Origin of the sequence: Streptomyces sp. NBC_00829 (assembly GCF_045161795.1) — a bacterium.
In the GTDB taxonomy this organism is placed as follows: Bacteria; Actinomycetota; Actinomycetes; order Streptomycetales; family Streptomycetaceae; genus Streptomyces.
The window spans coordinates 8,649,696-8,671,890 of record NZ_CP108867.1 but is presented as its reverse complement, the minus strand read 5'-3'; the positions used below and the strand labels follow the sequence as shown (position 1 = coordinate 8,671,890).

Here is a 22,195-nt window from a genome sequence, read left to right as displayed (position 1 = left end):
AAGTTGACGCACGACTCTGCGGTCAGTCGCCGACAAACCACAGATAACGGTGTGACCCCTGCTCCACTACCTGACACAACTCGCGAGCCTGCCCGACCCAGTCACCGCCGCAAGCTGCCGGGAGCCGGTCGAGTTCCGCCAGCAGCAGCGACACCTGCCGATGGTTGAAGACTGCATCCCCATAGGGAATCAGGCCCCAGAGCATCGGGAACAGCCCCGGATTCAGATCACCGAAAGCGGAAGTCCACCGCAACCCGCCCTCGGCCCGGGCTATGACGTCGCCGCTGTCACCGCGCACCTGCATATCGATCACCCGTCGAGCCTATCGGCGCTAACCCTGACCGACGAAGGAATTCACGACCATGACGTTTCCACAGGCCCCGGCCCTGCCCGAGGAGCTCGACAAGCTCATGCGCCGCATGCGCCTGCCCTATATGCGCAAAGCGGCCCCGGACGTCCTGGCCACCGCCCGAGCCCAACGCTGGGACCCCGCCGAGGTGTTGCGGCTGCTGATATCCGAGGAGGTCACCGGCCGCGACGCCGCCACCCGGCGTCTTCGCCGCCACTCGGCGAACTTCCCCACCGGCAAGACCCTGGGCTCCTGGCGAGCCGAGGACTCCACCATCCCCGAACCCACCCAGAACTCCCTGATCACCCTGGAGTGGATCGGCCGCGCCGAGAATCTGGTGATCGCCGGCCCGTCGGGGACGGGCAAGAGCCACTTCACCGAGGGCCTGGCCCAGGCCGCGATCGAGAAGGACCTGCGGGTGTCCTGGTTCACCCTGGAGACGCTGAGCGCCGCGATCGGCAAATCGAAGGTCGACGGGTCCACCGCACGGACCGTCGCCCGGATCTGCCGCGCGGACCTTATCGTCATCGACGACATCGGCCTGCTGCCCGTCGGGGAAGACGCCGCCGAGGCGTTCTACCGGATCATCGACGCAGCCTACGAACGCCGGTCCATCGCCGTGACCAGCAACATTCACCCTTCGGGCTTCGACACGATCATGCCGAAGACTCTCGCGGGCGCGAGCACCGATCGCCTCATGCATCACGCTCACCTCGTTACCACCACCGGTGACTCGCATCGCCTCGCCGAAGCCCTCGCCGGGAAGGGAGTGGTCCCCTTGAACTGACCCCCACCCCGGGAACACCACTGGCCACACGCCTGGCTTTCTGATGGCCACCAGCCTGAGCCTCCAACGGCCACCCACCTGGGCATCTCAATGACCATTGACACCGCCGATGGACAAGCAGAACAGCAAGTTCTCCTGTAGGACCAACGGTCCACCAGAGAGGGCGTCGCCCAGCCCAGAGGTCCGCAGCGGGTGGGCTCCACACCTTGTGCACTTCAACGACCGCCGGCACCGTATCCCCCGCTCTGAACCGCAGCACCTGAACGTGTGTGCTGGTGAGACGAGTGTATTGATGCTAGATCGAGCTGCCACGTCTGCCGAGTCACTGCCCTGTCCAGCACTGAGTGCCGCTTCGGGTGGCTACGCACCGCGGCGGGTTGCACCGGGGTCCTACCACTGCCTGCGCTCATGCTCGGCGAGTTCCTTCGGTGTGCCGTTGAACGCGGGGCCGCAGTTGGACGGCAGCCGCTCAACGACCATCGCAACTGCCTCCTGTGCTGTATCAGCGCTACCGATCTTCTGAGTCCGAGAGGGTCCCTCGACGTAGTACGGCCCGGTATGGTCCGGGCCGGCCGCCGCTGGGCCGATGTACGGCACATCCCACGTCCAACGATGCTCCGTACAGCGACTGAAATGCAGCTACCACATTCCGATCCAGGGGAAGGGCTGCCGCAGTTGCGGCTCGGCGTATGCCGTCGCAACCAGTTCCGCGCTCACTTGGTCGGAACCGAGTAGCTCCTGCCATGCCGATTCCACCATGTCTGTGCCCGGGGCGTTCGTCGTCATGTTCGGATTCTCCACGGCTGCCCTGTCTGCTGGCTGTGGTGGGGGGCATGAGCCCTATTCCGCAGCCTCGAATATCCGAACTTGCCGATACTCGCCAAGGTCACCAACAAGACCGAGTTCTGCAACCTGGGCACCGGTGCCCCCCGGTCCACCCCGTCACCTCCAGGGGCGCCCCAGCCGCACATCTGGGGACTGGGGCCTACGCGCTCGACCTTCTCTGCACCAACGGCAGGAGCGGTGGCCGGCAGGTTCTATGTGGTGGGCGTGGCCGTAGGACCGTGGACTTCCAGGACGACAGCCGTTCCAGCGACGGTCCGGTCTTCGTGCATGGTGATCGTTTGGCCGGGCTGAAGGTGCCGCCACTGCGAGGGGTCGAGGGGTGCGAGTCGCACCGAGGATCGCTCGCCGGGCCCGAGGAAGGGTGTGGATTCGACCCAGAGGCCCGCGATGTTGAGGGTCGGTTCGCCAGTCGGGGTTCGGTTTCCGATGTTCCACATCGGCCGGAGAACGCCAGCTCCGGAGAAGGGGGTCCGCCGTCGGCTCTCGCTGGCCGGTCGGAGGGTGAGGTCAGCTCGGATAATCCCGTTGCGGGTTTCGTAGCAGCGCCAGTGGCACCAGGCGGCGCTGTTCGTCAGCTGCATGTGCTCGGCGGCCTTGGCGAGGGTCTCCCAGAAACTGAGCGGAAGCGGGTGGACGTCGCCGAGTTCCTCCAGCAGCCCGAGGGCCACCTCCCACTCATCGTGGGTGAGGTAGTCCCAGACGTCGTTGATCGTGATGTCGTTCTCGGTGGCGATGTCTTCGGGGACCAGCAGGGAGGCGGCTTGCAGCAGCTTGGGGACATCCATGCCCTGATTCTGGACCACGGTTTCCTGGCCGCGGCTGAGGTGCCCGGTGGCGGGCATCGAGCAGGTCGCCAGCTTGACGACATTTTGATCGCGGCGGGGCTGGGGTGCGTGAGCCGCCGAGTGGCCCGCCGGGGTGGCCTGACGATCATGACGTCGCCGCTGCCGAACGATTCTCCGCCTGGTTGAGCGGTGAACGATGAGGTCCGGGCCTCGCCCTGGACCGCCTTGGCTCAGCCCAGCGTGTCCATCAGGGCGGTGACATAGGCATCCAGCCGCTCCTCCAAGGCTCGCGTCGTCAGCTCTGTTCTCCCCGCCTCCCGCCATGGTTGCGCCACCAACTGCACTTCCTCTGAGGACGCCAGTCCGCCCCGCACCTGCCAGTACAGCCGCTCGCTCGCGGCCGCGGCCAGCACCCCGCCGGCCTCCTCATACGCCTCAGCGAACCGCAGACCCCACGCCGGGCCGTGCAGCAGCGCGAGATTGGTGGAGCAGTGCGCCACATCGAGGTCCGCCGGGCCCCAGGAGGCCGCTGCCCAGTCGACGACGCCGGTGATCCGGGCACCTGCCGGCGCTGGGGGCGGCACGTCGAACAGCACGTTGCCGGGCTGGAAGTCCCGGTGCAGGAATCGCCCTTCATAGGGCGGCGCGGGCCTGCGGATCACGTCGATCGCCGCGGCCCATGCCGCCGCGTCGGCGCCCTTCGGAGTCACGACGGTGTCAGCGGTCGTCAACGCGACATAGTCCTGGGGCCGCTCGGCGGGTCGCAACGCGTGGATCGCCACGAGTTGACGGGCCAGCAGAGGAACACGCGTCTCCAATCCCTCATCGTCGAGGACCATCCGGCCTGCCAGATATGTCATCAGGAGCGACGGATACTCGCAATGCGCGGCGGTCGGATCAACCGCGACCAGTCCAGGAGCCGGCACGCCGGTCCCCGTGAGCAGGGACAGGGCTCCGGCTTCCCTGTTCAGCCAGTCCTCGGCGTGTCCCACATAGAACGGGTCGACGAAGCTCCGCAGCACAAGGTCACGGGTGCTTCCGTCATGCCTGCCGATGGTCAGCCTCCGCATTTCGGCAGTGATGCCGCCATGCAGCGCCTCCGTCCCGACGATCCGTTCGCCGACCTCCAGGTGCCGGCTCACCCAAGCCAGCGTCAACGGTAGGACGGCCGTCGCTTCATCGTGGTTGGTCACGGTGCCACCTCATCATCCGGAGGGCGGCCCGCGCGGAAGTTTCATGCTGGAGAGCTCCGACAGTCTCGGCACGTGGAGCTGAGGGCAGCCGGGATGAACGGGATGTACTTGACTGACCCGGCCTTGCACCGCGCCGTCGGCATCGGCGCCGTCGCCGTCACCACCTGGCTCACCACCCGCCCCGGCGGCCGCCGGTGAGCCGCACCCGTCTGGAGCGCGTACGCGCTGCGGTCGGCATCGCCTCCCTGGCTCTCCAGCAGATCGAGGACGACCTCACCCCCGACGACGTCGACCGCCAGGAGCTCGCCGCGATCCTGCGCGAGCTCATCGAGGACACCGACGTCCCCGGCGGCTTCATCCCGGCTGTCGCGCAGCTGCTCACCGTGGCCGCGAAGCGAGCCGAGCAGATCGAGCCGGAACGCGACGGCGACGCCTCGTGCCCGCTGCACGAGGCCGCCGCACTGATCACCGACAACGCCGGGCCGCGCATGAACTGGGCTGCCCGCGCCCTCGACCCGCAAGGAGATTCCCAATGATGTTGTCAAGCCGGGGCGGTGACGTCCTGTGAAGGGTTCACTGCGCTGTGGCAGCAGCTTGGGGCGCGGTCGCCTCGAAGGCCCGGCCGTCGCGTATCAGGGCCCAGAGCACGTTGAGACGGCGTCTGGCGAGGGCGAGGATCGCCTGCTTGTGCGACTTCCCCTCGCCACGTTTCCGGCGGTAGAACGTCTTGGAGACGGGACAGTGCATGGCCGCGACCTGGGCGGAGAGGTAGAACATCCGCAGGAGCCTGCGGCTGTAGCGGCGCGGTCGGCGGAGGTTTCCGCTGACCTTGCCGGAATCACGAGGGACGGGAGCGAGGCCCGCGACTCCAGCGAGGCGGTCCGGGCTCCCGAAAGCGGCCATATCGCCCCCGGTGGCGGCGATGAACTCGGCGCCGAGCATGTCGCCGATGCCGGGCATACTGGCGATCACTCGGGCGTCGGGATGCTCGCGAAACCGGCCCTCGATCAGGGCTTCGAGCTCGGCAATCTCCTGGTCGAGGGACATCACCTCCCTGGCCAGGATGTGGACCATCTTGGCGCAGGTCTTCTCCCCGGGGACGACAGTGAACTGGGCCTCGGCGGCGGTGACCGCGGCATCCGCAATGCTCTTCGCCGCAGGGGCCGTGCGGACGCCATGGTTCTTCAGCCAGGTCGCCAGCCGGGTGCGTCCGATGCGGCGCAGCGCGGCCGGCGTCTGGTAACCCGTCAGCAGAACGAGAGCGCTCTTGGACGTGCTGTAGTCGAAGGCCCGCTCCAGAGCGGGGAAGTACTCCAGCATCTGGCCGCGGAGTCGGTTGATGGCCCGGGTGCGGTCGGCGGACAGGTCGATGCGGCGGGCGGTGAGAATCCGGAGGTCTACCGCGATCTCACCTGTCTCCTGGAGCGGTTGCAGGTCGACGGCGCATGCGGGCGGTGTCGGCGATGACGAAGGCGTCCTTCGCGTCCGTCTTCCCGCTGCCCCGGTAGGCCGCCGAGGCATGATGCACCGTGCGGCCGGGGATGTAGAGCAGCTTCTGCCCATGGTTGACCAGGAGCGCGATCCACAGCGCAGCCCCGCCCGCGTTCAGGTCCACGGCCCAGGTGACCGGATCGCCGTCGGCGAGGTCCAGGACATCGCCGAGCAGTTCCAGCAGCTCTCTCTCGCTGTTCGGTACGCGGCGCGAGAGCACCGTTCCTGCTTCCGCGTTGATCACCGTGCAGTGATGCTCGGCCTTCCCCGCATCCGTCCCGGCCCACAGTTCGGGCATCAGGCTCTCCTTCGTCGCCGCGCGTTCATTCCCATCCCAGCAGACGACCTCGCCGACGTGTCCATACGAGCGATGGTTCGCGTATCCCAATTAGCGGCCGAGTCGTCGCGGGGAGCCGGGCGGCCAATCTCCTTGAGCCACATCAGCGGCGAACGCATGACAGCCACACCCAGCTCCCCTGGGTGTCCAGATCTTACGAATGACCCGAAGCAACCCACGAAGAAAGGTACGGATCCCGCATGACCGCGCCGACCTACCCGGACCTGCCGGAAAGCTGCTTGGTGGTCCTCATCGGCGCATCGGGCGCCGGGAAGAGCACGATCGCCGGGACCTGGCCCGCCTCGCAGGTCCTGTCCCTGGACGCAATGCGGGAGGCGGTGAGCGGGGATGCGGGCGACCAGGAGGCGACGGCCGACGCGGTCGACGCCCTGCACCTGATCCTGGAGCGCCGGATGGCGCGGCGCCGGTTCACGGTCGTCGACGCCACCAACGTCACCAGGTCGGTCAGGGAGCCGCTGGTTGCCGCCGCCAAGCGGCACGGCATGCCCGCCATTGCGGTCATGGTGTCCACCCCGGCCTCCGTGTGCGTGGAGCGGCAGGGACCGCGGCCGGCCAACCGGACCGTCCCGGACGACACGGTCCACCGGCAGCACAAGGCGATGGTGCACTCCCATCCGCAGCTCACGAAGGAGGGGTTCAACGACGTCGTCTTCGCCGACAGCCTCTACCGGCTGCTGCCGCTCCTGGAGCGCCTGAGCGAGACGCGGAACGCCGACCTCGGGCTGGACGGCGGCGACGGCCTGGACGACCTGCTGCTCGTACGCCGGGTGTTCGGCCCCGAGATCCTGCCGCTGTGGCAGTGGAAGGACCGCTCCGACGTTGCGGGCGGCGACCGCGTTGCGCAGATCCGCCTCGGTCAGATGTACCTCACCCTCGCCCTGCGCACCGACGTGGACGGCGAGGGGGACTACGGGTTCGACGTGATGGTGCCGTGCCCGCACGACGACGAATGTGCCAGCTACGCCTGGGTGCCCGCCTACAGCGTCACCTGCCTGTTCCGGGCGCTGAACGGCGAGCTGGACGACGACGAGGACATTGTCTGCACCGTCCACGGCCCGAACAACGACGACGACCATGACGACGATCCCGACGGCCGCGCAGACCTCGAAGCGCAGGCCCTCGAGGCGATCCACGGCTGACGGACGCTCCGTGCTGGCCGGACACCACCAAGTCCGGGACCTCTCCACGGCGTCGGCGGCGCGGAACTCCTGGAGTCGGCGAACCTGTTTATGCAGGCGCTGCTCACTGCCCGGGGCACCAGGGCGCACCGACCAATCCCCGTCCGATTCATTACCGAAGGGACTAACCACCATGACCGCCCCCGAGGCCCGCGAGATCACCATCGACACCTGGGCGATCGAGCTCGACAACGGTGAGAATCTGCGCGATCTCAATGTCGGCGACGCCGTCGACTTGCACACCGGAACCGACTTCGACGGCCTGTGGATCGCCAAGGAGTTCAGCGAGCAGGGGGCCGTCATCACCCTGCAGGCCGGCCAGATTATCGAGAACTGCGCTGACGATGTGGCGATCTCTTGTCGGTACTCCGGCACCCGCCACGCGCACCCCGTGGATGTCGACGGCCGCGTACTTCGACGCACTGAGACTGCGACCACGTCGTCCTGACATGCACGATCATCGGCCCGCCGGGCGTCCGGCTGGGCCGCCAGTGACTCGAGCTCACAAGCAGCAGCCGCCGTCGATGGTGCCGATGACGGAGCCGTGCCCCTGCCCGACCAACGGATGAGCTGACGGACGCTCCGTGCTGCCCCGACCCCGGCCACCAGGCCGGGCGGTCGTAGTGCGAAGGCCTGCCGTTGGAAGAGCCCGTAAAGCTGGCTCGACTCCGGCCCCTACGAGCTTCTGCTCTGCCCCGGGACAGCCGCTCTGCTTGGCGGCTTGACGACTGTCCCGGGCCCACCCATCCCGTACGAGACGAGACGGAGGACCCAAGTATGTCGTCCCTCCTGCGCGTTCAGGGCCGGATCGGCCAGCGCACCCTCTTATTGACGACCGCCGCTGTGCCGTTGACCGGCTGGACCGTGCACGTCCTCGCGCTGCACCGGCGGCTTGCCGCCGCGAAGAAGGACCCGCTCACCGGGCTCCTTCGGCGCGACGCCTACACCGCCCGGGCCCGGCAGGTTCTGCGCCGCCACGGCGACGACGTGTGCGTGGTCCTGGTCGACCAGGACCACTTCAAGGACGTCAATGACCGGCTGAGCCATGCGGCCGGGGAGACGGTGCTGCGGGCGACCGCCGACCGGCTCGCCGCCTGGGCGGGCCCGGGTGCGGCCGTCGGCCGGCTCGGTGGAGACGAGTTCGCCATCGTGCTGCACCTGCCCCGCGGCCGTCGCGAGGTCCGCCTCGCGCAGCTGGTGCGGATGCTGCGCATCCCGGTGGTCCTGGACGACGGCCAGGCCGTGGACGTCGCCGCCTCGGTCGGCGCCGCGGCTCTGGACGTGATCGGCACTCGCGACCTGGCCGTGGCGCAGCGCGCCGCCGACGCCGCCCTCTACGACGGCAAGCACTCCGGCCACGCCGTCCTCGCCACCAAGGAGCACGCCACGATGTCGTCCATCAACGGCCGGCGCGCGGGCCGCCCGGGCACGGCGATGTGGGGGCGAGCCGCATGAGCGTCGCCACTCTGCCCGAGGGCGACTGGATCCGCGGCATCAGCATTCGGCAGCCGTATGCGGCCTGCATCCTCGCCGGTGCCAAGACGGTGGAGAACCGGCCCGGCCAATGGCGGACCGGCTGGGTGCTGCTGCACACGAGCAAGACCATCGATCAGCCCGCCCTGCGTATCCCGCTGATCGGCCGCACGATCCGCGGCTGCCAGCTCGTTACGGGCGCCGTGGTCGGCATCGCCCGGATCACCGACTGCCACCAGGACCCCGAAGGAGCGCCGCTCTGCTCGGAGTGGGCACACCCGGGCGCCTGGCACCTGGTGCTCGAGGACGTCCAGGAGCTGCCCCTGCCCGTCCCCGCACGCGGGCAGGTCGTGCCCTGGAAGCCGTCGCCGGACCTGGTGAACCGCGTGTTCCAGCAGCTGCCCGACTTCCGGCCGTGACCCGCCCCCGAGGCAAGAAGCCACTGTTCGAGCCGGGCCTGATCCCGGCACCTTGCTGGACTGGCGCGACAGCCAGCACTTCGACCGCTGGCAGGACCGCCCCTGCGCGCTGTGCGAGCAGCCCACGCCCATGCGCTCCCACTACGGGGAGCCCGTGCACAAGGCGTGCGCTGAGGACTGGATCGCCGCGAACCCCACCGAGGCCCGCCTCGGACGGTTCGCCTCCGACGTCCAGCCCAAGCGCCGGCGCGACGACGACCACGCCTGAACTCCTCCACCTGGAGGCTCCCTTGAGTAACACCCAACGCGACGTCGACCACGCCCTCGCCTACCCCGAGCCGCCCGCGTCCCCGCTCTGGCACCGCCACGGCGCGAGGGCCCCGGCCGCTCACCGACGCCCAGAAGAAGCGCAACCGCGAGCTCCTGGACCTCGCGCAGCGCAAGCCCCGCACCGCCGCTGCGTAGGAAGGCCGGTCATGTTCACCGACATGAAAGAGGCCCTCGAAGCCGAGGCCCTCGTGACTGGTGTACTGGCACCCGCGGTCGGAGTGGAAGATCACCGGACGAGAGGGGCGGCGCTGTCGGCAGGCGGCCGTCAGAGCATCGGCGACCAGCTCAGTGCGAAGGTGATCGGCCGTCGCCCAGCCCACCACCCGGCGCGAGGCGATGTCGATGACCGTGGCCAGATACAGCCAGCCCTCCGCGGTCGCGATATAGGTGATGTCGCCGCACCAGCGAGCGTCGACGGCCGCGGCGTCGGGCCGGAAGTCCCGCAGAACGAGGTCGGGCCTGATGGCAGCTCGTGGATCGGGGACCGTGGTCAGGTGCCGTCGTCGGCGGTGCCTGCCCTGCAGTCCGGCGGCCCGCATCAGCCGGGCGATGCGGCGGCGGCCGCATCCGGTGCCCTCCCGCCTGAGCACGGCGTGCACACGTGGGGCGCCGTAGGTGCCGCGCGAGCGCTCATGGACTGCGGTGATCTGTTCGGTCAGCTCGGCATCGCGGACCGCCCGCGGGCCGGGCTTGCCGTTGCGACGGGCGTAGAAGGCGGTTCTGGAGACCTTCAGCAGTTCACACGCCCGTTTGACGTTGTGGCCGCTCTGCTTCTCCGCCTCGATGAACGGGTGCACCGTCACCGGGTCTCCTTCGCGAAGAGAGGATGTCGACGTCCTCGCGCAGCCGGCGGTTCTCCCGCCGCAGCGCGGCCAGTTCCTCACGTTCACTGCTGGTCAGGCCGTCACGCTCGCCCGCGTCGACTTCGGCCTGGCTGACCCACAGCCGTACTGCGGTCTCGGTCAGATCGAAGTCCTTGGCGATCTGACCGACCGAGCGGTCACCGCGTCGGCACAGTTCAACGATCTCGGCCTTGAACTCCGGCGTGGACGAGCGGCGAGGGCGCGGCTTCTTCTTCCCCATGCTCTCCATGATGGACATCCTCCCGGGGCAGAACCCCTGATCTCGGATGTCCGTCAAAGCGCATCAAGCCCAGATAGTCGGTCATGCCGTTCGCGCGGACTTCTTCACCGTGTTTCGGTGTGGTGGCCCACCAGCGCATCATGTGCGGCACATTGCGGTCCGAGACGTTCGCGTAGTGCATCTCGTAGTCGACGCGCGCGGTGAGTACCGCCCGCCCCGACTCCGGAAGGCAGGACAGCGAGGAGGAGCAGAGGCAGCATCGCCCAGTGCAGTACAGACAGGACTCCGCTCGCTGCCACCATCCTGATGAGGGCCGCCACGAATCGCTGCGCGTCGTTCACCATTACATGCGTGCGCACCACTCCCATCTCGGCGGCTTCTTGCCGGTCGGCAAAGCCGTCCTGGGCATAGGCCGCGGCTTCGACTCGGCACACCGCCTCGACCAGTGAGGTGTCGGCGTAGGTCGTGAGCGGCGGGGTGAGCCTGCGATCCGCGTACGAGGCGAGTGCACTGGAGAGCCGTCCGAGTGCTGCCGCACTGGCCACGGCGAGCAGCGCGGGTAGCGCCTGATGAAGACGGTCGGCCACGGCTCCGGGGCCGAGGACGGGCTGCATGGCGCTTGCGGTCGCGGCCAGGCCCACAGCGGCGGCAGCGCCTGTGACGAGTTGGCAGGTGGCGAGGAGGAGAACGGCCGTGCGGTCGAGTTGCCAGGCCATGCGGCAGATGAGGCGCAGCACGGACGGCAGGCGGGCGCACATGTGGGTGAATGACACATCGCCGAGCGGGTTGATGGAGTACTCGCCGCTGTAGCGGATCTCCGCAGGTGGCGGGGGGGCGGCGTCTCAGCGTTTTCAGTCGAGGCGTCAGTCACAGTCACCTGTGTGTCCCTCCTAGGAGTTGGGTGTCGCACCTGGATGGCTCGGCGGTGCACGGCATAACGACGCGGCACCGGAATCGAACACGCTCGATTCCGGACGCGCTGCGGCCCTTGCAGCGCAAGGGGTCGTACGGGGCGACCCGGTGTTGGGGCCGAGCGCGAGCGCGCAGAGTTGGCCGAATCGCAGGCGTCTGAAACGCCTGTGACGGATGGGTTTTCAGAGCCTGGGTGTTGGGGTCACAGGAGGGTGCGGAGTGCGACCTCTCCCTTGTCCACGGCTTCCGCGAGCGCGTCCGTGTGGTGCTCGGGCAGGCGTCCCGCGCCGAGTCCTGATGTGCTGACCGCAGCGGCGAGCTTCTGCTGCTGCCCGCTGGTCAGGGACAGGCCCGCCACGGGGTGGTTCAGCACTTCGCGTGCCGCGTACGCGTCGAGTGCGGCTGCGTTGGCGACCGCATCGCGCAGTGGGGCGAGCTGGGGGCTTGTTCGGTCGTGGGCGAGATCGAGTGCGGCGAGACCGGTGCGGGTTTGGAAAGCAGCGATCGAGGGGTCGGGTTCGGCGGCGACCGCGGTCACCTCGCGCAGCACGAGGTCCAGGATCGGCTGCGGCACGGGCGAGGCGGCAGACCGGCAGCGGGCGCGCAGGACGGCCGCGATGGTGTTCTCCCACGGCTCGGTGAAGGCGGTGGTGTCGATCATGTCGCGGGCCTGCTGGTCGAGGCCGCGTTCCATGAGGGACATGATCTTGATTTGGCGGCCGTCGAGGAGGCGGTTGCCGATGCCGCGGTGCTTGGCCATGGCGTCGGTCCAGCGGCCCACCCTTGCCAGGGCGCGGGCGCCGTCGACGAGCACGGTGATCCACAGCTCCTGGCAGACCTTGCGGGTGATCCGCGTCCGTGTCGGTCAGTTTCGACAGGTCGACCGTACGTCCGTGGATATCGGCTGCTTCGCGTTTCTGGGCGGCGCGGTAGAGGCGGATGAGGACGTCGTAGGCGGCTTCGCCGTTGCCGTCGCGGGTCAGCAGCCGAGAAATATTGATGAGGGGCATCAACGACATCACGGCGATGTCGCCCGTCAGGCGTCCGCCGTCGGTGAAGACGTGGTGCTGTCTCCAGCAGAGGTCGGCTGCCAGGTCGGGCATCCCGACGTCGGAGGCGACCAGCGCGGCGTAGTCGCGAGTTCGCCGTTTCCGAGTCCGGCGTAACCGGGCCGACCGGCGTGACGCGGGATGCAGCGGATCGTGGTCAGCCCATCGCAGTCACTGTCGCGGTGCGCGGAGAAGGTCATGATGCGGGAGGCGAAGGTCACCACGGCGTGGCGTGTGGCGAGCTGGTCGAGGGTGACCAGGCCGCCCTCGCGCAGTTGCTCGGCGATCTGGGCCGGAGCGCCCGGGGCTTTGTGATCGATGAAGTGCGCTGCAAACAGATCACCGGGGCGCATCGTCGGACTCCTTCGTCGGCGGTCAGTGGTTCCACTGTCGAGATCGGGGGCCCGGCAGGTAAAGCGACAGATTGTCGACTCCGGCAGATCGCCCGAGAGCAGGGAGAGTTGCGCGCCCCGTGCTACGGTCCGAAAACGCTGGCACTGCCCCGCACTGCGAGGAAACTCATGACGTACACGCCCCCCACCTGGCCCGTTTCCGTCAAAGGTGTCGCCCTGGACGTGCGCGGCCGGGTGCTGCTGCTGAAGAACGAACGCGAGGAGTGGGAGTTGCCCGGCGGTCGGCTGGAGGCAGCAGATGCCAGCCCCGAGCGCACGGTCGAGCGCGAACTGCACGAAGAGTCCGGCTGGAGTGTCAAGGCGGGACCGCTCCTGGACGTCTGGATCTACCAGCCGCTTCCGCAGGCCCGCCCCGAACGTCGCGTCGTGATTATCACCTACGGCTGCACTGTCCTCACGCCGGAAGCGGACCCGGTGGTCAGCCACGAGCACCAGCAAATTGGGCTGTTCACCGCCTCGGAGGTTCCCGGGCTCACCATGCCCGACGGCTACAAGCAGTCCATCGCCACCTGGTACGGGCGGATGTAGCCAGCCATGGTCCTGCCGGTATCCCGTCCTTCGGCCCAGCACGTGGTGTGGCACTGGGCCACTCCGCAGGCGCGCACCGTCCTGGGCAGCGGCGACCTCGGCGCGATCCTGCGCTTCCACCGCACCGTCCACGGTCTCAACCAGACCGAACTGGGTAACCTTCTCGGCTACGACAAGACCTACATCTCGGCCCTCGAACTCCGGAAGAAGACCCTGGGTGACGTGGGCTCGCTGCGCCGCGTCGCTGAACAACTGCGCCTGCCCCCGCACGTCCTGGGTGTCACCGATCCGGCCGACACCGACCACCGGGCGATGCTTCAGTTCGGACAGTCCACGGTCCGCCTCGCCGAGATCGCCCGGCAGAGCGGCCATGCTTCCGAAGCCGTCGCCGAACTTTGGCCGCTGGTCGCCCGACTCGAAGCGCGCCTGGAAGACGGACACACCGAAAGGGACGTCCTGCGTCTGCTCGCTCACGCCCGGGTCGGACTGGGGGTCGCGCTCGGCAACGTCCTGCCCGAGGAGCGGCTGGCCACCGCCGCCCACTGGACTGCCAAGAGCCTGAGTATCGCCGCCCACTTCGACGATCCCGCCTTCAGCAGCTACGCCCTGCGGATGCACGGAAACGAACTGCGCAAGGCCCGCATCACGGGAGCCGCGGTGGACCGGCTGCGCCATGCGGAGGCCCTGGCGCCGAACCCAGAAGCCCGTGCGGCGGTACTGCCCCTGTACGCGCGAGCCGCAGGTGAACTCGGCGATGCGGGTCTCTTCGACAGCGTGATGCAGGAAGCAGACGGCCTGATCGAAAGCGCCGCTCACACATCGCTGTTCAATCCATACGCCCTGCACGAGATCCGCCTGCGCGGCCTCGTCAGCACGGGGCGCGCAGACCTCGCCATACGGCTTGTCGATCACGGGCCTGACTCGACGACGACGGTCGCACCGCAATGGCGAGTGATTGAACTGGTCACGGTCGCCCACGTTCGGCTCCTCGCGGACGACCCGGGCGGGGCTGCCGAAGCCCTGAGCACCGCGATGGCTGAGGCAGTGGTTCAGCGTCTGCCACACCAGTTGCAGCGGATCGTACGGACCGCCGGTGACCGGCTTCCCGTCGTGCGCGGCACGGCAGTTCAAGCGCTCGACCGGATGCGACAGGAAATGGCGGCCTAACACAGGGATCAGCGCAAGCATGCGATCACCTGGTCCGGCGTCAGGATCTGGTACTCCCAGGCCCGCGTGATGGCGTGAACGCGATTCCGGGCTTGCAGATTCGCCAGCAGCTCGCGGCCCTCCCGGCGGATGATTTCGACTCCGCGTTTCAGTTCGGTGGCCATCTGCGCGGCGGCCATCCCCTGTGCGATGAGCGGCACGAGGTCACGCTGTTCACGGGGCAGGTACAGCGACTCGGGGTACAGCGACTCGGGGTCCAGTGGCTTCGGCCGGTCGATGGCCTCGGTGGCGTAGCCAACGGCGAGCGCGGCAGCGGTCTCGCTCACGCCGTACAACTTTCGCTTGGCGAGCTTGAGGTACCCCGCTGCTGTGCCTTCCCGGATCTGGAGGTTCAGGGCGACCGCGGCGAGCATGCTGCCGTCGGCCAGGCCCTCAAGGACCTGCCGCTCCCTCGGGGCGAGGATGATCCGCGCAACGGTCGTCGTGGTCACTTCGGAACTCCTTGGCGAGCGTGGGTGGTCTGCTGGCGCAGCGCGGCAAACCGCAGTTCCTCGACAGCGGCCAAGCGATATATGGCGGGTGCCGGCCGTCGGCGTGGCCATGATTGCCGCAGGGCGGCAAGGGCGAGCGCGGTGAGCAGGGCGGGGGCGATGCGGCGGAGGTGGTGCCCGGCGCTGGGGCGCTTCGACTCCCCGTGGGGGACGTACGGAGTCGTGTTCTCCCAGCGCCGGGCATCGAGTCGGGCCATCAGGGTGGGCCCGACGTCTGTGAGGGGAGAAGGCGTCATTCGTCGTCTCCCATCAGGTCAAGGAGGGCGACGATCGCCAGGGCGTACCGGCGCAGGTACGACAGCGCCTGGTCCGGGCTCGGCCGTTCGTCGCGCAGGGCGAGCAGGCGACGCAGTTCGTCGGTGGGGTACATCGCGGCGCGGTGCGGAACGACGTGCATGAGCGGGGTCGTGGCCCGGCGGAACCGGTCGGTGATCCGCGCGGCCTCTTCCTTGCTGAGCGGCGGCGCGGCCTTCAGGAGCTGAGGCCGCCGGGGGAGAGGAAGGCCGAGGCGGATTAAGAGGCCGTCGAGCTTGCGGCTGGGGTCCGCGGGGGCGGGGCCGGGCCGGTCGCCAAGGACGTCTTCGAGGGTGTCGATCAGGGCGTCGCTGATTCCCTCGGCTGCGAGCGAGCGGGACAGCACATGGGCCAGCCTGCGCATCGTCTCGTCCTCGGAGGAGACCGGACGGCTCAGCAGTTCGGTGGCGGTGGCCGTGTCTACGGCGACCATCACGGCCTCCCCTCGGCGAGGTCGAACTCGCACCAGGTCGTCATGCCGTCGTTGCTGACGCCCCATTCCGTTGCGAAGTTGGCGACGAGGAACAGACCCCGTCCGGAGACATCGCTGTCGTCCGCGTACCTCAGCCGGGCCGGGGTCTGGTTGCCGTCCTTGACCTCGATGCGCAGCCGTTCCGCGGTACACCGCACGATCAGCGCCACGGCTCCGTGACCGTGTACGACGCCGTTGGTCACGAGTTCGGACAGGGCGAGCAAGATGTTCTCGGCCCGCGGTTCGGGCACGTGCCACAGTCGTAAGTGGGCTTTCATGATCTTTCGCATGCCGGCGACGCGGGCCTTGACCGGCTCGAAGGCCACCGCGAACCCTGCCCCACCGCCCGCGGCGTTCGGTGACACCGCGGCAGCCGGGGCCGCGGCCGTGGTGAGGGTCATCGGGGGCCTCCCAGATCGTCAACGCGGGCGAGCGTGCGCTTTGTGGCGTGGTTGTGTCGCCGGCACGCCCCATCGCGGCGATCGCCAAGCGTGTCTAGTCGGTGACTAGCGAACACCGTGCGGTAAAGACTTGGGAATGACTTCCAGATGATGTTGACCCGTCAGTAACCCTGCTTGGGGTGCCACCGGAGCGGACGGTCCTGACATGCTGGGCCGCATGGTTACTCTTGACGGAAAGCCCGTGTCCGCAGATGACTTGCTCCCCCTGGCCCTGACCAACCTCGGCCACTTCACGTCCATGCGCGTCGACGCCGACGGCAGCATCCGCGGCCTGGCGCTGCACATGGAACGCCTCGTGCGGGACAGCAAGATCGTGTGGGGTACGAGCCTGGACACCGGACGCGTCCGTGAGTACGTCCGCCACGGCCTGGAGGGGCAGACCCGACCGTGCGTCGTCCGTGTCACGATCTACGACCCGAAGGTCCAGATGGGGCACCCGGCGGACGCCGACGAGCCGCACATCATGGTGTCCGTACGGAGCGCCGGCGTGCTGCCCCCGGAGCCGCTGCGCGCCATGAGCGTGACGTACGAGCGTGACCTGCCCGAGGTGAAGCACGTTGGCCTCTTCGGCGCCCTGCACGCCCGTCGTGCGGCGCAGCTCGCGGGCTTCGGCGACGCGCTGTTCGTCGGCCGCGATGGTCTCGTGTCCGAGGGCGGCACCTGGAACGTCGGGTTCGTCGATCAGGACGGCAATGTCGTGTGGCCGCAGGCTCCTGTGCTGTCTGGCGTCACGATGGCGTTGCTCCAGCAGCAGGCCGAACACCGCGTCGCCACCGTCACCCTGGACCAGGCCAAGGGCATGGCGGCCGCCTTCGCGACGAACACCAGCATCGGCGTCCGGCCCTTGTCTGCGATCGACGACACCGAACTCCCCATCGAGCACTCGGTACTGAGCCAGCTTCAAGAGACGTACCTGTCGATCCCCGGCGAGACCCTGTAGGGCGAGACCATGACGGGGGTGACCAGATGGACCGGCCACGAGGCCGGTCTGCTGCGCAAGGCCATGCGCCTGACCGGCAAGGCATTCGCCGGGCTGGTCGGCGTGAACCCCCGCCAGATCCCCAGGTGGGAGAGTCGCGGCGAGACCTTGGAACTCAGCCTCGCCAACCAAGCGGCCCTCGACACCGTCCTCTCGCAGGCCACCCGCGAGGTGCAGCAGCGATTCGCCTCGCTCCTCACGGAGAGAGCCGCCTTCGAACACGACGAGCGCGCCGAGGAACTGCTTCGCCGGGATTCGCGCACCAGTCGGCACCCCGGCGATGGGAAGCTGATGACCCTCATCGAGGAGGGCATCTACCTGTCCGGCGCTGAGAATCGTTCGGTCTGGCTGGACGCGTACCTCATCGACGTCTACCCGACGACCAACGAGGACTACGGGAAGTTCGTTGAAGCCACCGGGCACCGCCCCCACGACACTGGCCCGGCGGCCGATACCCGATCGAGCTGACCAACCATCCGGTGGTCTGGGTGACATGGCACGACGCCACCGCCTACGCGCGCTGGTGCAAAAGGCTGCTGCCCACGTCGAGGCAGTGGGAGAAGGCCGCCCGCGGCCCGAAGGGCCGTATCTACCCGTGGGGCAGCGAGCCGACGGCCGCGAAATGCAATGTCGCCGAGACCGGCATCGACATGACGACCCCCGCCTCCCGCTATCAGTCCGGCGTCAGCCCGTACGGCGTCCAGGACATGTGCGGCAACGTCTGGGAGTGGTGCTCGACCGAGGAAATGCCGGGACGCGGCCGGCACGAGCTCAAGGGCAGCGCCTTCACCTCGCCCTTCGAACGCGCCGCCCCATCCCTGCAGAGGGAGCGATCGACAGCGGCGTCGACCACTCCCGGCTCGGCTTGCCCTGCGGGCAAACGGCCTGCTGGCGCTCCCAGTCGATGGTGAAGGCGTCGCGGTCGAACACGTTGCCCTTGCGTGACTGGCGGGTGCGTTTCTTCCGGACCGGTCCCACGAGAGCGATCCCATGCTCGCGGGCGGCCTGGTCCTGCTGGACGACCGAGGTGTAACCGCCGTGGACCAGGTGCTCGTCGGGCAGGAGGTTCCGCTGGGCGAGTCGGTTGTGGATGGTGGGCAGGGCCCTGATGTCGTAGAGCGTGGCCGGGGTGGTGGTCACATCCGTGATGATGTTCACCGCGTCGTCGTCGCATGTCTCCGTGATGTGAGCGAGGAACCCCTTCCACCGCGTTTCGTTCCGGCGCGCGTAGCGGACGGTCAGGTCATAGGGCGAGACGATCGCGGTAGCCGAGGGCGGCAGTCCGGCCTCCGCCTCACCGGGCTCGCGCCATCGGACGCGCGCTCGCTCATCGATCCAGTAGTTCTGGAGAAAGATCTGCCGCAGGGCCTGGACCTGTGGCCCCTGCCAGAGCGTACGAAGGTAGGTGCGAACGTAGCGCAGCAGGAGATGGGCGTCGTCGCCGGTGTTCTTGATACGGGTCTTGGGCCGGGTCGGGTTCTTTCCGAGCCGGGCAGCCCGTCCGTAGCGTTCGCCCCACTCGTCCGTGACCAGCCCGACCAGTTCCTGGGGTGCCTGACGTGCGATTTCCTCCAGGGTAGCGCGCATGGCCTCGGTGATCGTCTCCAGGCACGTCAGGTCCCGGACGGCGCTCAGGATGTGGGTGGAGTCGGTCCGTTGGCGTAGTCGTTCCGTGATCAGTCCGGCGGCCTTGATGCGTTCCAGGACAAGGTCGAGGAGCTTGTCAGCTCTGCCGTCTTCGGCCAGGCGCTCGCGGAAGTCGGTCAGGACGCTGTGGTGGAAGCCGGGATCGTCCAGTTCCATGCCCAGGGCGTACTTGAAATCGATCCGGCAATCGATCCGGCAGCGGACGGCCTCGGTGGTCTGCCGGTCGGAGAGTTCCAGGAGGAACTGGAGGACCGACACAGTCGCCAGCTGGGCCGGGGAGAGCCCCGGTTTGCCGTCCCGCGGATACCACTCGACGAAGTCCTCGTCCCGCCAAAGACCGTCGAGGTGGTCGCGGATGGCCATGGCGGTGGTGCCGTGGGGGCTGCTGGCACGGGCGACCTTCACGGTCAGCTCCGGCACCTCCGAACCGGTACGCGGCTGAATGCACAACTCGGTCTCCTCCGCTGTGACGGACCTTCACCGTCGCAGCAGCACAGACAGGGCAGAGCGGAGATCTCTCGAACTGGCACCCGGAGGGACTACTTCTTGCTAAGAGCTGACGTAAGCCCCATCCGACACTTTGGCACGAAAAGGCGCAGTTCTGGCGTTCGCGAAGCCGTTACAGGCGACGTGGTCGTGGACTCTTCGGAGACCGCAAACACCCAGGGACCGGCCGTTGAACAGGGGAAACGGCTCAACGCCTGGGAAACGGGAGCCGTCGGCCGACCGTGTCCTCAAGCTGCCACTTCTCAAGATCCCCGACAGCGTCAGGTTCTTAGCACCCCGCTCTGCTGACACCCACCCAATGCCACCAACACGCCCACTCACACCGGCTGACCGTCACGCATGCGCTCCGCGTCGACTCGGATCACGGCACCGACCCCCTGCTCGCCCAGCCACTCCAGGATGGACAGTGTCACGTCCTCAACGCCGCTGTCCTGCTCCACCTTGGGCCGCCGCCCCAACCTCTTGGCCATGGCCAAACCCTACTCAGCATCTGATCGGGTCGCGTTACGCACTCTCAAGACGGCTCGGACCATAAAGAACAAGCTGAGATACGCACATAAGAGGTAGGTTTGGATCAAGGTCGGCAGTGATCTGCCGAGGACATGCATGCCGGGCTGGAGCACGGGGGAGTCTGACCAACTCGCCCGTCCGGCCACGGCTAGCGGAACGGGGGCTCATGACCAGGTACCAGTGCGTGCCCGCTGCGGCGGGCGCGGTTGCCGTCGGCGCCGCGCTTCGATCAAAACGGATCGGATGACCGGGGAAACAAGCTCTCCCTGAAGTAACGGCTGGAACGGCGCAGTCGTCGCGGTCGCGACCGCACGAAGCGTCTGCCGCTGCCGCGGACCCAACTACCACCGTGCCCGCAGTCGGGCTTGCCAGTGTCGAGTCCGGCGTGTGTCAAGCCGACTGGGCCGCCCGTAAGGGACCACCAGCATGCCAAGAGCTCCATACATGTTGAGGAAACATGCGCATAACCCGAATACATAAGCTACTGATGTCAGCCGGTGCGCTCGTCCTGGCAACTGCCACGCCCGCCATCGCAGACACCCCTCCCCCGACTGCACCCTCCACCAGCCCCGCACGCTCCACGCCGTCGGATCCCTCCGCACCCTCCACGTCGGCAACACCCACACCCTCTGCACCCTCGGCGCCCTCTACTACACCGTCTACGCCCGCACCCTCCGCCGACGATGACGATGCGGTCGAAGACGACCAGTGGACGAGCGAAGCGGCCGAGGAGTTCTGGACACCCGAGCGGATGGCCGCAGCCACACCGGACTCTCCCCGCCCCGAGGCGCCCGCCGGCTGGAAGCCCGCCGCACGCCTGTCGGCTGCGGCAGCCGCCAATGACGGCCACTACTTCGGAGGCGTCCCCACTGTCGGCACCTTCTTCCACTACACACGGGACCCCGCCAGAGACAAACTGGAAGGGCGTTTCTGCTCGGCCAGTGTCATCGACAGCCCGCAGGGCAACGTCATCCTGACCGCCGCACACTGCTCGGGCGGCAGCAAGGGCATGTTCGTGCCCCGCTACGACGGCCCGGCGACGAACCCCGCCCCCTACGGCCGCTTCCCGGTGCAGAAGTGGATCCGCGACTCCCGCTGGTACAAGGTGGGTGACAAGCCCACCCGTGACGCCTACTCCGACCTGGACTACGCCTTCGCCCGGGTAGGCACCAACAGCAGCAACCACAGCCTGCAGAAGGCTGTCGGCGCCGCTCTCAAGCTCGGCCAGGTGAACGGCGACTACAGCCAGAACGTGACCGTGGTCGGCTACCCGGGAAGCCACAACCCGAAGAAGCGGCCGATCATCTGCCCCGGCGTCACAACCCGGCAGCTTCCCGGCTACCGGCAGATGCGCATGGAGTGCGGCGGCTTCTACGGAGGCACCTCCGGAAGCCCCTGGATCACCGGCCTGAACACCACGACCGGCAGCGGAACCGTGATCGGCAACCTCGGCGGCTACTACGGCGGCGGCCTGGAGAACGACAGCGACCGCATCTCCTTCGCCGTGACCTACGACAAGCATGCCCTGGAGATCTACGCCGCCGCGAAGAACAACACCGAACCGCAGAAATACCCGCGTGGCTACAGCATGTACCCCACCGGCGGCGGCCTGTGGACCAACGCCAAGAAGATGGCTTCCGGTGACCACAACGGCGACGGCAAGACCGACATGATCGTGGTCTGGACGGACGGCGAGGTCACCCTCTACGCCGGTGACGGCAAGGGCGGCTTCTCCGGCGAGAAGAGGATCACGAAGTCCGACACCTGGAAGGACGCCAAGGTCATCGCCGGAGGTGACTTCAGCGGCAGCGACTCCTCCGACCTCGTCGTGGTCTGGGTGGACGGCGAAGTCACCCTCTACACCGACGTCGACGGCCAGGGCGGATTCGCCAAGGAGACGCAGCTCCAGAAGCCCGACGACACCTGGCGGAACGCCATCCAGATCACGGCCGGACGCTACAGCGACAACAAGTGGACCGACGACCTCATGGTCCGCTGGGTCGACGGCGAACTCTCCCTCTACACCGACGTCGACGGCCGCGGCCTCCTCCACGAGCACAAGCTCAAGGACCCCAACGACACCTGGAAGGACGCCACGATCCTCACCGCCGGCAATTTCACCGGCGGCCCCAACTGGGACGTGATAGTGCGCTGGTCGGACGGCAAGCTCTCGCTCTACCGCGACGCGGGCCCCTCCGGTGTGGGAACGGAAGTCCGGATGGTGTCCTCTAACCAACTGTGGACCCACGCCGCTGTCATGACCGCGGGCGCCTACACGCAGGGCGAGCCCGACGACCTGCTGGTGCGTTGGTCGGACGGTGAGACCACCCTCTACACCGACACCTCCACCACCCTCGGCCGTGAAACCCTGCTCGTGCCGCCCAAGGCCGGCTGAACCCCCCTTTCAGGAAGG

At 68.1% G+C, this 22,195-nt stretch carries 24 protein-coding genes and 5 pseudogenes; 13 read left to right on the top strand and 16 right to left on the bottom strand.

What is annotated here, in order from left to right:
- Nucleotides 1-22: 22 nt before the first annotated feature.
- Nucleotides 23-304: a hypothetical protein gene (locus tag OG293_RS38855; protein WP_334458136.1), complete on the bottom strand. Its 282-nt coding sequence runs from the start codon at nt 302-304 to the stop codon at nt 23-25.
- A gap of 58 nt (nt 305-362) precedes the next feature.
- Between OG293_RS38855 and istB the strand changes: the two genes are divergently transcribed.
- Complete coding sequence (istB, locus tag OG293_RS38850) at nt 363-1,136, top strand: IS21-like element helper ATPase IstB (RefSeq protein ID WP_334662233.1); 774 nt, start codon at nt 363-365, stop codon at nt 1,134-1,136.
- A 390-nt stretch (nt 1,137-1,526) separates the two neighbouring features.
- On the opposite strand, the pseudogene OG293_RS38845 reads toward istB, so the two are convergent.
- The 3 genes and pseudogenes from OG293_RS38845 to OG293_RS38835 form a co-directional block, all read right to left on the bottom strand.
- Nucleotides 1,527-1,895, bottom strand: a pseudogene (locus OG293_RS38845) (DUF6193 family natural product biosynthesis protein).
- A 278-nt stretch (nt 1,896-2,173) separates the two neighbouring features.
- Nucleotides 2,174-2,767 (bottom strand): hypothetical protein, encoded by a 594-nt coding sequence (locus OG293_RS38840; protein ID WP_406003416.1) that lies wholly within the window; start codon nt 2,765-2,767, stop codon nt 2,174-2,176.
- Nucleotides 2,768-2,997: 230 nt separating this feature from the next.
- Nucleotides 2,998-3,960 (bottom strand): phosphotransferase family protein, encoded by a 963-nt coding sequence (locus tag OG293_RS38835; protein ID WP_406003415.1) that lies wholly within the window; start codon nt 3,958-3,960, stop codon nt 2,998-3,000.
- A 194-nt stretch (nt 3,961-4,154) separates the two neighbouring features.
- On the opposite strand from OG293_RS38835, the gene OG293_RS38830 reads away from it, so the two are divergent.
- Nucleotides 4,155-4,496 (top strand): hypothetical protein, encoded by a 342-nt coding sequence (locus tag OG293_RS38830; RefSeq protein WP_406003414.1) that lies wholly within the window; start codon nt 4,155-4,157, stop codon nt 4,494-4,496.
- Nucleotides 4,497-4,533: 37 nt separating this feature from the next.
- On the opposite strand, the pseudogene OG293_RS38825 reads toward OG293_RS38830, so the two are convergent.
- Nucleotides 4,534-5,749: pseudogene (locus tag OG293_RS38825) on the bottom strand (IS110 family transposase).
- A gap of 239 nt (nt 5,750-5,988) precedes the next feature.
- Between OG293_RS38825 and OG293_RS38820 the strand changes: the two are divergent.
- From OG293_RS38820 to OG293_RS38800, 5 genes are all read left to right on the top strand, one after another.
- A complete protein-coding gene (locus OG293_RS38820) occupies nt 5,989-6,948 on the top strand; it encodes an AAA family ATPase (protein WP_406003413.1) in 960 nt (319 codons plus the stop codon).
- 172 nt (nt 6,949-7,120) lie between these two features.
- Entirely contained in the window at nt 7,121-7,435 is a 315-nt protein-coding gene (locus OG293_RS38815) for a hypothetical protein (RefSeq protein WP_406003412.1), read from the top strand.
- A gap of 329 nt (nt 7,436-7,764) precedes the next feature.
- On the top strand, nt 7,765-8,442 hold the full coding sequence (locus OG293_RS38810) for a GGDEF domain-containing protein (RefSeq protein ID WP_406003411.1): 678 nt from the start codon (nt 7,765-7,767) through the stop codon (nt 8,440-8,442).
- Nucleotides 8,439-8,879: a hypothetical protein gene (locus OG293_RS38805; RefSeq protein WP_406003410.1), complete on the top strand. Its 441-nt coding sequence runs from the start codon at nt 8,439-8,441 to the stop codon at nt 8,877-8,879. Before OG293_RS38810 ends, OG293_RS38805 begins: the two co-directional genes overlap by 4 nt.
- Before the next feature lie 52 nt (nt 8,880-8,931).
- Nucleotides 8,932-9,147: a hypothetical protein gene (locus tag OG293_RS38800; RefSeq protein WP_406003409.1), complete on the top strand. Its 216-nt coding sequence runs from the start codon at nt 8,932-8,934 to the stop codon at nt 9,145-9,147.
- Nucleotides 9,148-9,406: 259 nt separating this feature from the next.
- Here the strand turns inward: OG293_RS38800 and OG293_RS38795 are convergent.
- The 5 genes and pseudogenes from OG293_RS38795 to OG293_RS38775 all read right to left on the bottom strand — a co-directional run.
- Nucleotides 9,407-10,006 (bottom strand): annotated as a pseudogene (locus OG293_RS38795) (IS3 family transposase); the annotation flags it as partial.
- On the bottom strand, nt 9,948-10,301 hold the full coding sequence (locus tag OG293_RS38790) for a transposase (RefSeq protein ID WP_406003408.1): 354 nt from the start codon (nt 10,299-10,301) through the stop codon (nt 9,948-9,950). The pseudogene OG293_RS38795 and the gene OG293_RS38790, both read right to left, overlap by 59 nt.
- A 61-nt stretch (nt 10,302-10,362) precedes the next feature.
- A pseudogene (locus tag OG293_RS38785) lies at nt 10,363-11,050 on the bottom strand (ABC transporter ATP-binding protein); the annotation flags it as partial.
- 356 nt (nt 11,051-11,406) lie between these two features.
- A complete protein-coding gene (locus OG293_RS38780) occupies nt 11,407-12,018 on the bottom strand; it encodes a hypothetical protein (RefSeq protein ID WP_406003407.1) in 612 nt (203 codons plus the stop codon).
- Nucleotides 12,019-12,240: 222 nt separating this feature from the next.
- A complete protein-coding gene (locus OG293_RS38775; RefSeq protein ID WP_406003406.1) occupies nt 12,241-12,606 on the bottom strand; it encodes a hypothetical protein in 366 nt (121 codons plus the stop codon).
- Nucleotides 12,607-12,774: 168 nt separating this feature from the next.
- Between OG293_RS38775 and OG293_RS38770 the strand changes: the two genes are divergently transcribed.
- Nucleotides 12,775-13,194, top strand: coding sequence for an NUDIX domain-containing protein (locus OG293_RS38770; protein ID WP_406003405.1), 420 nt, complete (start codon nt 12,775-12,777; stop codon nt 13,192-13,194).
- A 6-nt stretch (nt 13,195-13,200) separates the two neighbouring features.
- Entirely contained in the window at nt 13,201-14,361 is a 1,161-nt protein-coding gene (locus OG293_RS38765) for a helix-turn-helix domain-containing protein (RefSeq protein WP_406003404.1), read from the top strand.
- Between the two features lie 8 nt (nt 14,362-14,369).
- Here OG293_RS38765 and OG293_RS38760 read toward each other — a convergent pair whose 3' ends face one another.
- Genes OG293_RS38760 through OG293_RS38745 form a run of 4 tightly spaced genes read right to left on the bottom strand, consistent with a single transcriptional unit; the run spans nt 14,370 to nt 16,079 of the window.
- On the bottom strand, nt 14,370-14,852 hold the full coding sequence (locus tag OG293_RS38760; RefSeq protein ID WP_406003403.1) for a LuxR C-terminal-related transcriptional regulator: 483 nt from the start codon (nt 14,850-14,852) through the stop codon (nt 14,370-14,372).
- Nucleotides 14,849-15,148 (bottom strand): hypothetical protein, encoded by a 300-nt coding sequence (locus OG293_RS38755; RefSeq protein ID WP_406003402.1) that lies wholly within the window; start codon nt 15,146-15,148, stop codon nt 14,849-14,851. Before OG293_RS38755 ends, OG293_RS38760 begins: the two co-directional genes overlap by 4 nt.
- Nucleotides 15,145-15,639 (bottom strand): DUF6415 family natural product biosynthesis protein, encoded by a 495-nt coding sequence (locus tag OG293_RS38750; protein WP_406003401.1) that lies wholly within the window; start codon nt 15,637-15,639, stop codon nt 15,145-15,147. The genes OG293_RS38755 and OG293_RS38750 overlap by 4 nt, the downstream gene beginning before the upstream one ends.
- Nucleotides 15,639-16,079 (bottom strand): ATP-binding protein, encoded by a 441-nt coding sequence (locus tag OG293_RS38745; protein ID WP_406003400.1) that lies wholly within the window; start codon nt 16,077-16,079, stop codon nt 15,639-15,641. The genes OG293_RS38750 and OG293_RS38745 overlap by 1 nt, the downstream gene beginning before the upstream one ends.
- A 217-nt stretch (nt 16,080-16,296) precedes the next feature.
- On the opposite strand from OG293_RS38745, the gene OG293_RS38740 reads away from it, so the two are divergent.
- From OG293_RS38740 to OG293_RS38730, 3 genes and pseudogenes are all read left to right on the top strand, one after another.
- Nucleotides 16,297-17,079 (top strand): aminotransferase class IV family protein, encoded by a 783-nt coding sequence (locus tag OG293_RS38740; RefSeq protein ID WP_406003399.1) that lies wholly within the window; start codon nt 16,297-16,299, stop codon nt 17,077-17,079.
- An 18-nt stretch (nt 17,080-17,097) separates the two neighbouring features.
- Nucleotides 17,098-17,586 carry a hypothetical protein gene (locus OG293_RS38735; RefSeq protein WP_406003398.1) on the top strand — a complete coding sequence of 163 codons (489 nt, stop codon included), beginning with the start codon at nt 17,098-17,100 and terminating at the stop codon, nt 17,584-17,586.
- 11 nt (nt 17,587-17,597) lie between these two features.
- Nucleotides 17,598-17,801, top strand: a pseudogene (locus OG293_RS38730) (formylglycine-generating enzyme family protein); the annotation flags it as partial.
- A 103-nt stretch (nt 17,802-17,904) separates the two neighbouring features.
- Here OG293_RS38730 and OG293_RS38725 read toward each other — a convergent pair.
- Nucleotides 17,905-19,215: a transposase gene (locus OG293_RS38725; RefSeq protein WP_406003397.1), complete on the bottom strand. Its 1,311-nt coding sequence runs from the start codon at nt 19,213-19,215 to the stop codon at nt 17,905-17,907.
- 374 nt (nt 19,216-19,589) lie between these two features.
- Nucleotides 19,590-19,742: a hypothetical protein gene (locus tag OG293_RS38720; protein WP_406003396.1), complete on the bottom strand. Its 153-nt coding sequence runs from the start codon at nt 19,740-19,742 to the stop codon at nt 19,590-19,592.
- A gap of 791 nt (nt 19,743-20,533) precedes the next feature.
- Between OG293_RS38720 and OG293_RS38715 the strand changes: the two genes are divergently transcribed.
- A complete protein-coding gene (locus OG293_RS38715) occupies nt 20,534-22,177 on the top strand; it encodes a trypsin-like serine peptidase (RefSeq protein ID WP_406003395.1) in 1,644 nt (547 codons plus the stop codon).
- Nucleotides 22,178-22,195 lie beyond the last annotated feature (18 nt).

Coding starts and splice junctions, on each gene's coding strand:
- OG293_RS38770 (WP_406003405.1), top strand. CDS start 12,775: ATGACGTACACGCCCCCCACCTGGCCCGTTTCCGTCAAAGGTGTCGCC.
- istB (WP_334662233.1), top strand. CDS start 363: ATGACGTTTCCACAGGCCCCGGCCCTGCCCGAGGAGCTCGACAAGCTC.
- OG293_RS38775 (WP_406003406.1), bottom strand. CDS start 12,606: ATGCGCCCCGGTGATCTGTTTGCAGCGCACTTCATCGATCACAAAGCC.
- OG293_RS38740 (WP_406003399.1), top strand. CDS start 16,297: ATGGTTACTCTTGACGGAAAGCCCGTGTCCGCAGATGACTTGCTCCCC.
- OG293_RS38750 (WP_406003401.1), bottom strand. CDS start 15,639: ATGGTCGCCGTAGACACGGCCACCGCCACCGAACTGCTGAGCCGTCCG.
- OG293_RS38855 (WP_334458136.1), bottom strand. CDS start 304: ATGCAGGTGCGCGGTGACAGCGGCGACGTCATAGCCCGGGCCGAGGGC.
- OG293_RS38805 (WP_406003410.1), top strand. CDS start 8,439: ATGAGCGTCGCCACTCTGCCCGAGGGCGACTGGATCCGCGGCATCAGC.
- OG293_RS38820 (WP_406003413.1), top strand. CDS start 5,989: ATGACCGCGCCGACCTACCCGGACCTGCCGGAAAGCTGCTTGGTGGTC.
- OG293_RS38765 (WP_406003404.1), top strand. CDS start 13,201: ATGGTCCTGCCGGTATCCCGTCCTTCGGCCCAGCACGTGGTGTGGCAC.
- OG293_RS38745 (WP_406003400.1), bottom strand. CDS start 16,079: ATGACCCTCACCACGGCCGCGGCCCCGGCTGCCGCGGTGTCACCGAAC.
- OG293_RS38715 (WP_406003395.1), top strand. CDS start 20,534: ATGGCCGCAGCCACACCGGACTCTCCCCGCCCCGAGGCGCCCGCCGGC.
- OG293_RS38755 (WP_406003402.1), bottom strand. CDS start 15,148: ATGACGCCTTCTCCCCTCACAGACGTCGGGCCCACCCTGATGGCCCGA.
- OG293_RS38790 (WP_406003408.1), bottom strand. CDS start 10,301: ATGGAGAGCATGGGGAAGAAGAAGCCGCGCCCTCGCCGCTCGTCCACG.
- OG293_RS38720 (WP_406003396.1), bottom strand. CDS start 19,742: ATGGCCAAGAGGTTGGGGCGGCGGCCCAAGGTGGAGCAGGACAGCGGC.
- OG293_RS38840 (WP_406003416.1), bottom strand. CDS start 2,767: ATGGATGTCCCCAAGCTGCTGCAAGCCGCCTCCCTGCTGGTCCCCGAA.
- OG293_RS38815 (WP_406003412.1), top strand. CDS start 7,121: ATGACCGCCCCCGAGGCCCGCGAGATCACCATCGACACCTGGGCGATC.
- OG293_RS38810 (WP_406003411.1), top strand. CDS start 7,765: ATGTCGTCCCTCCTGCGCGTTCAGGGCCGGATCGGCCAGCGCACCCTC.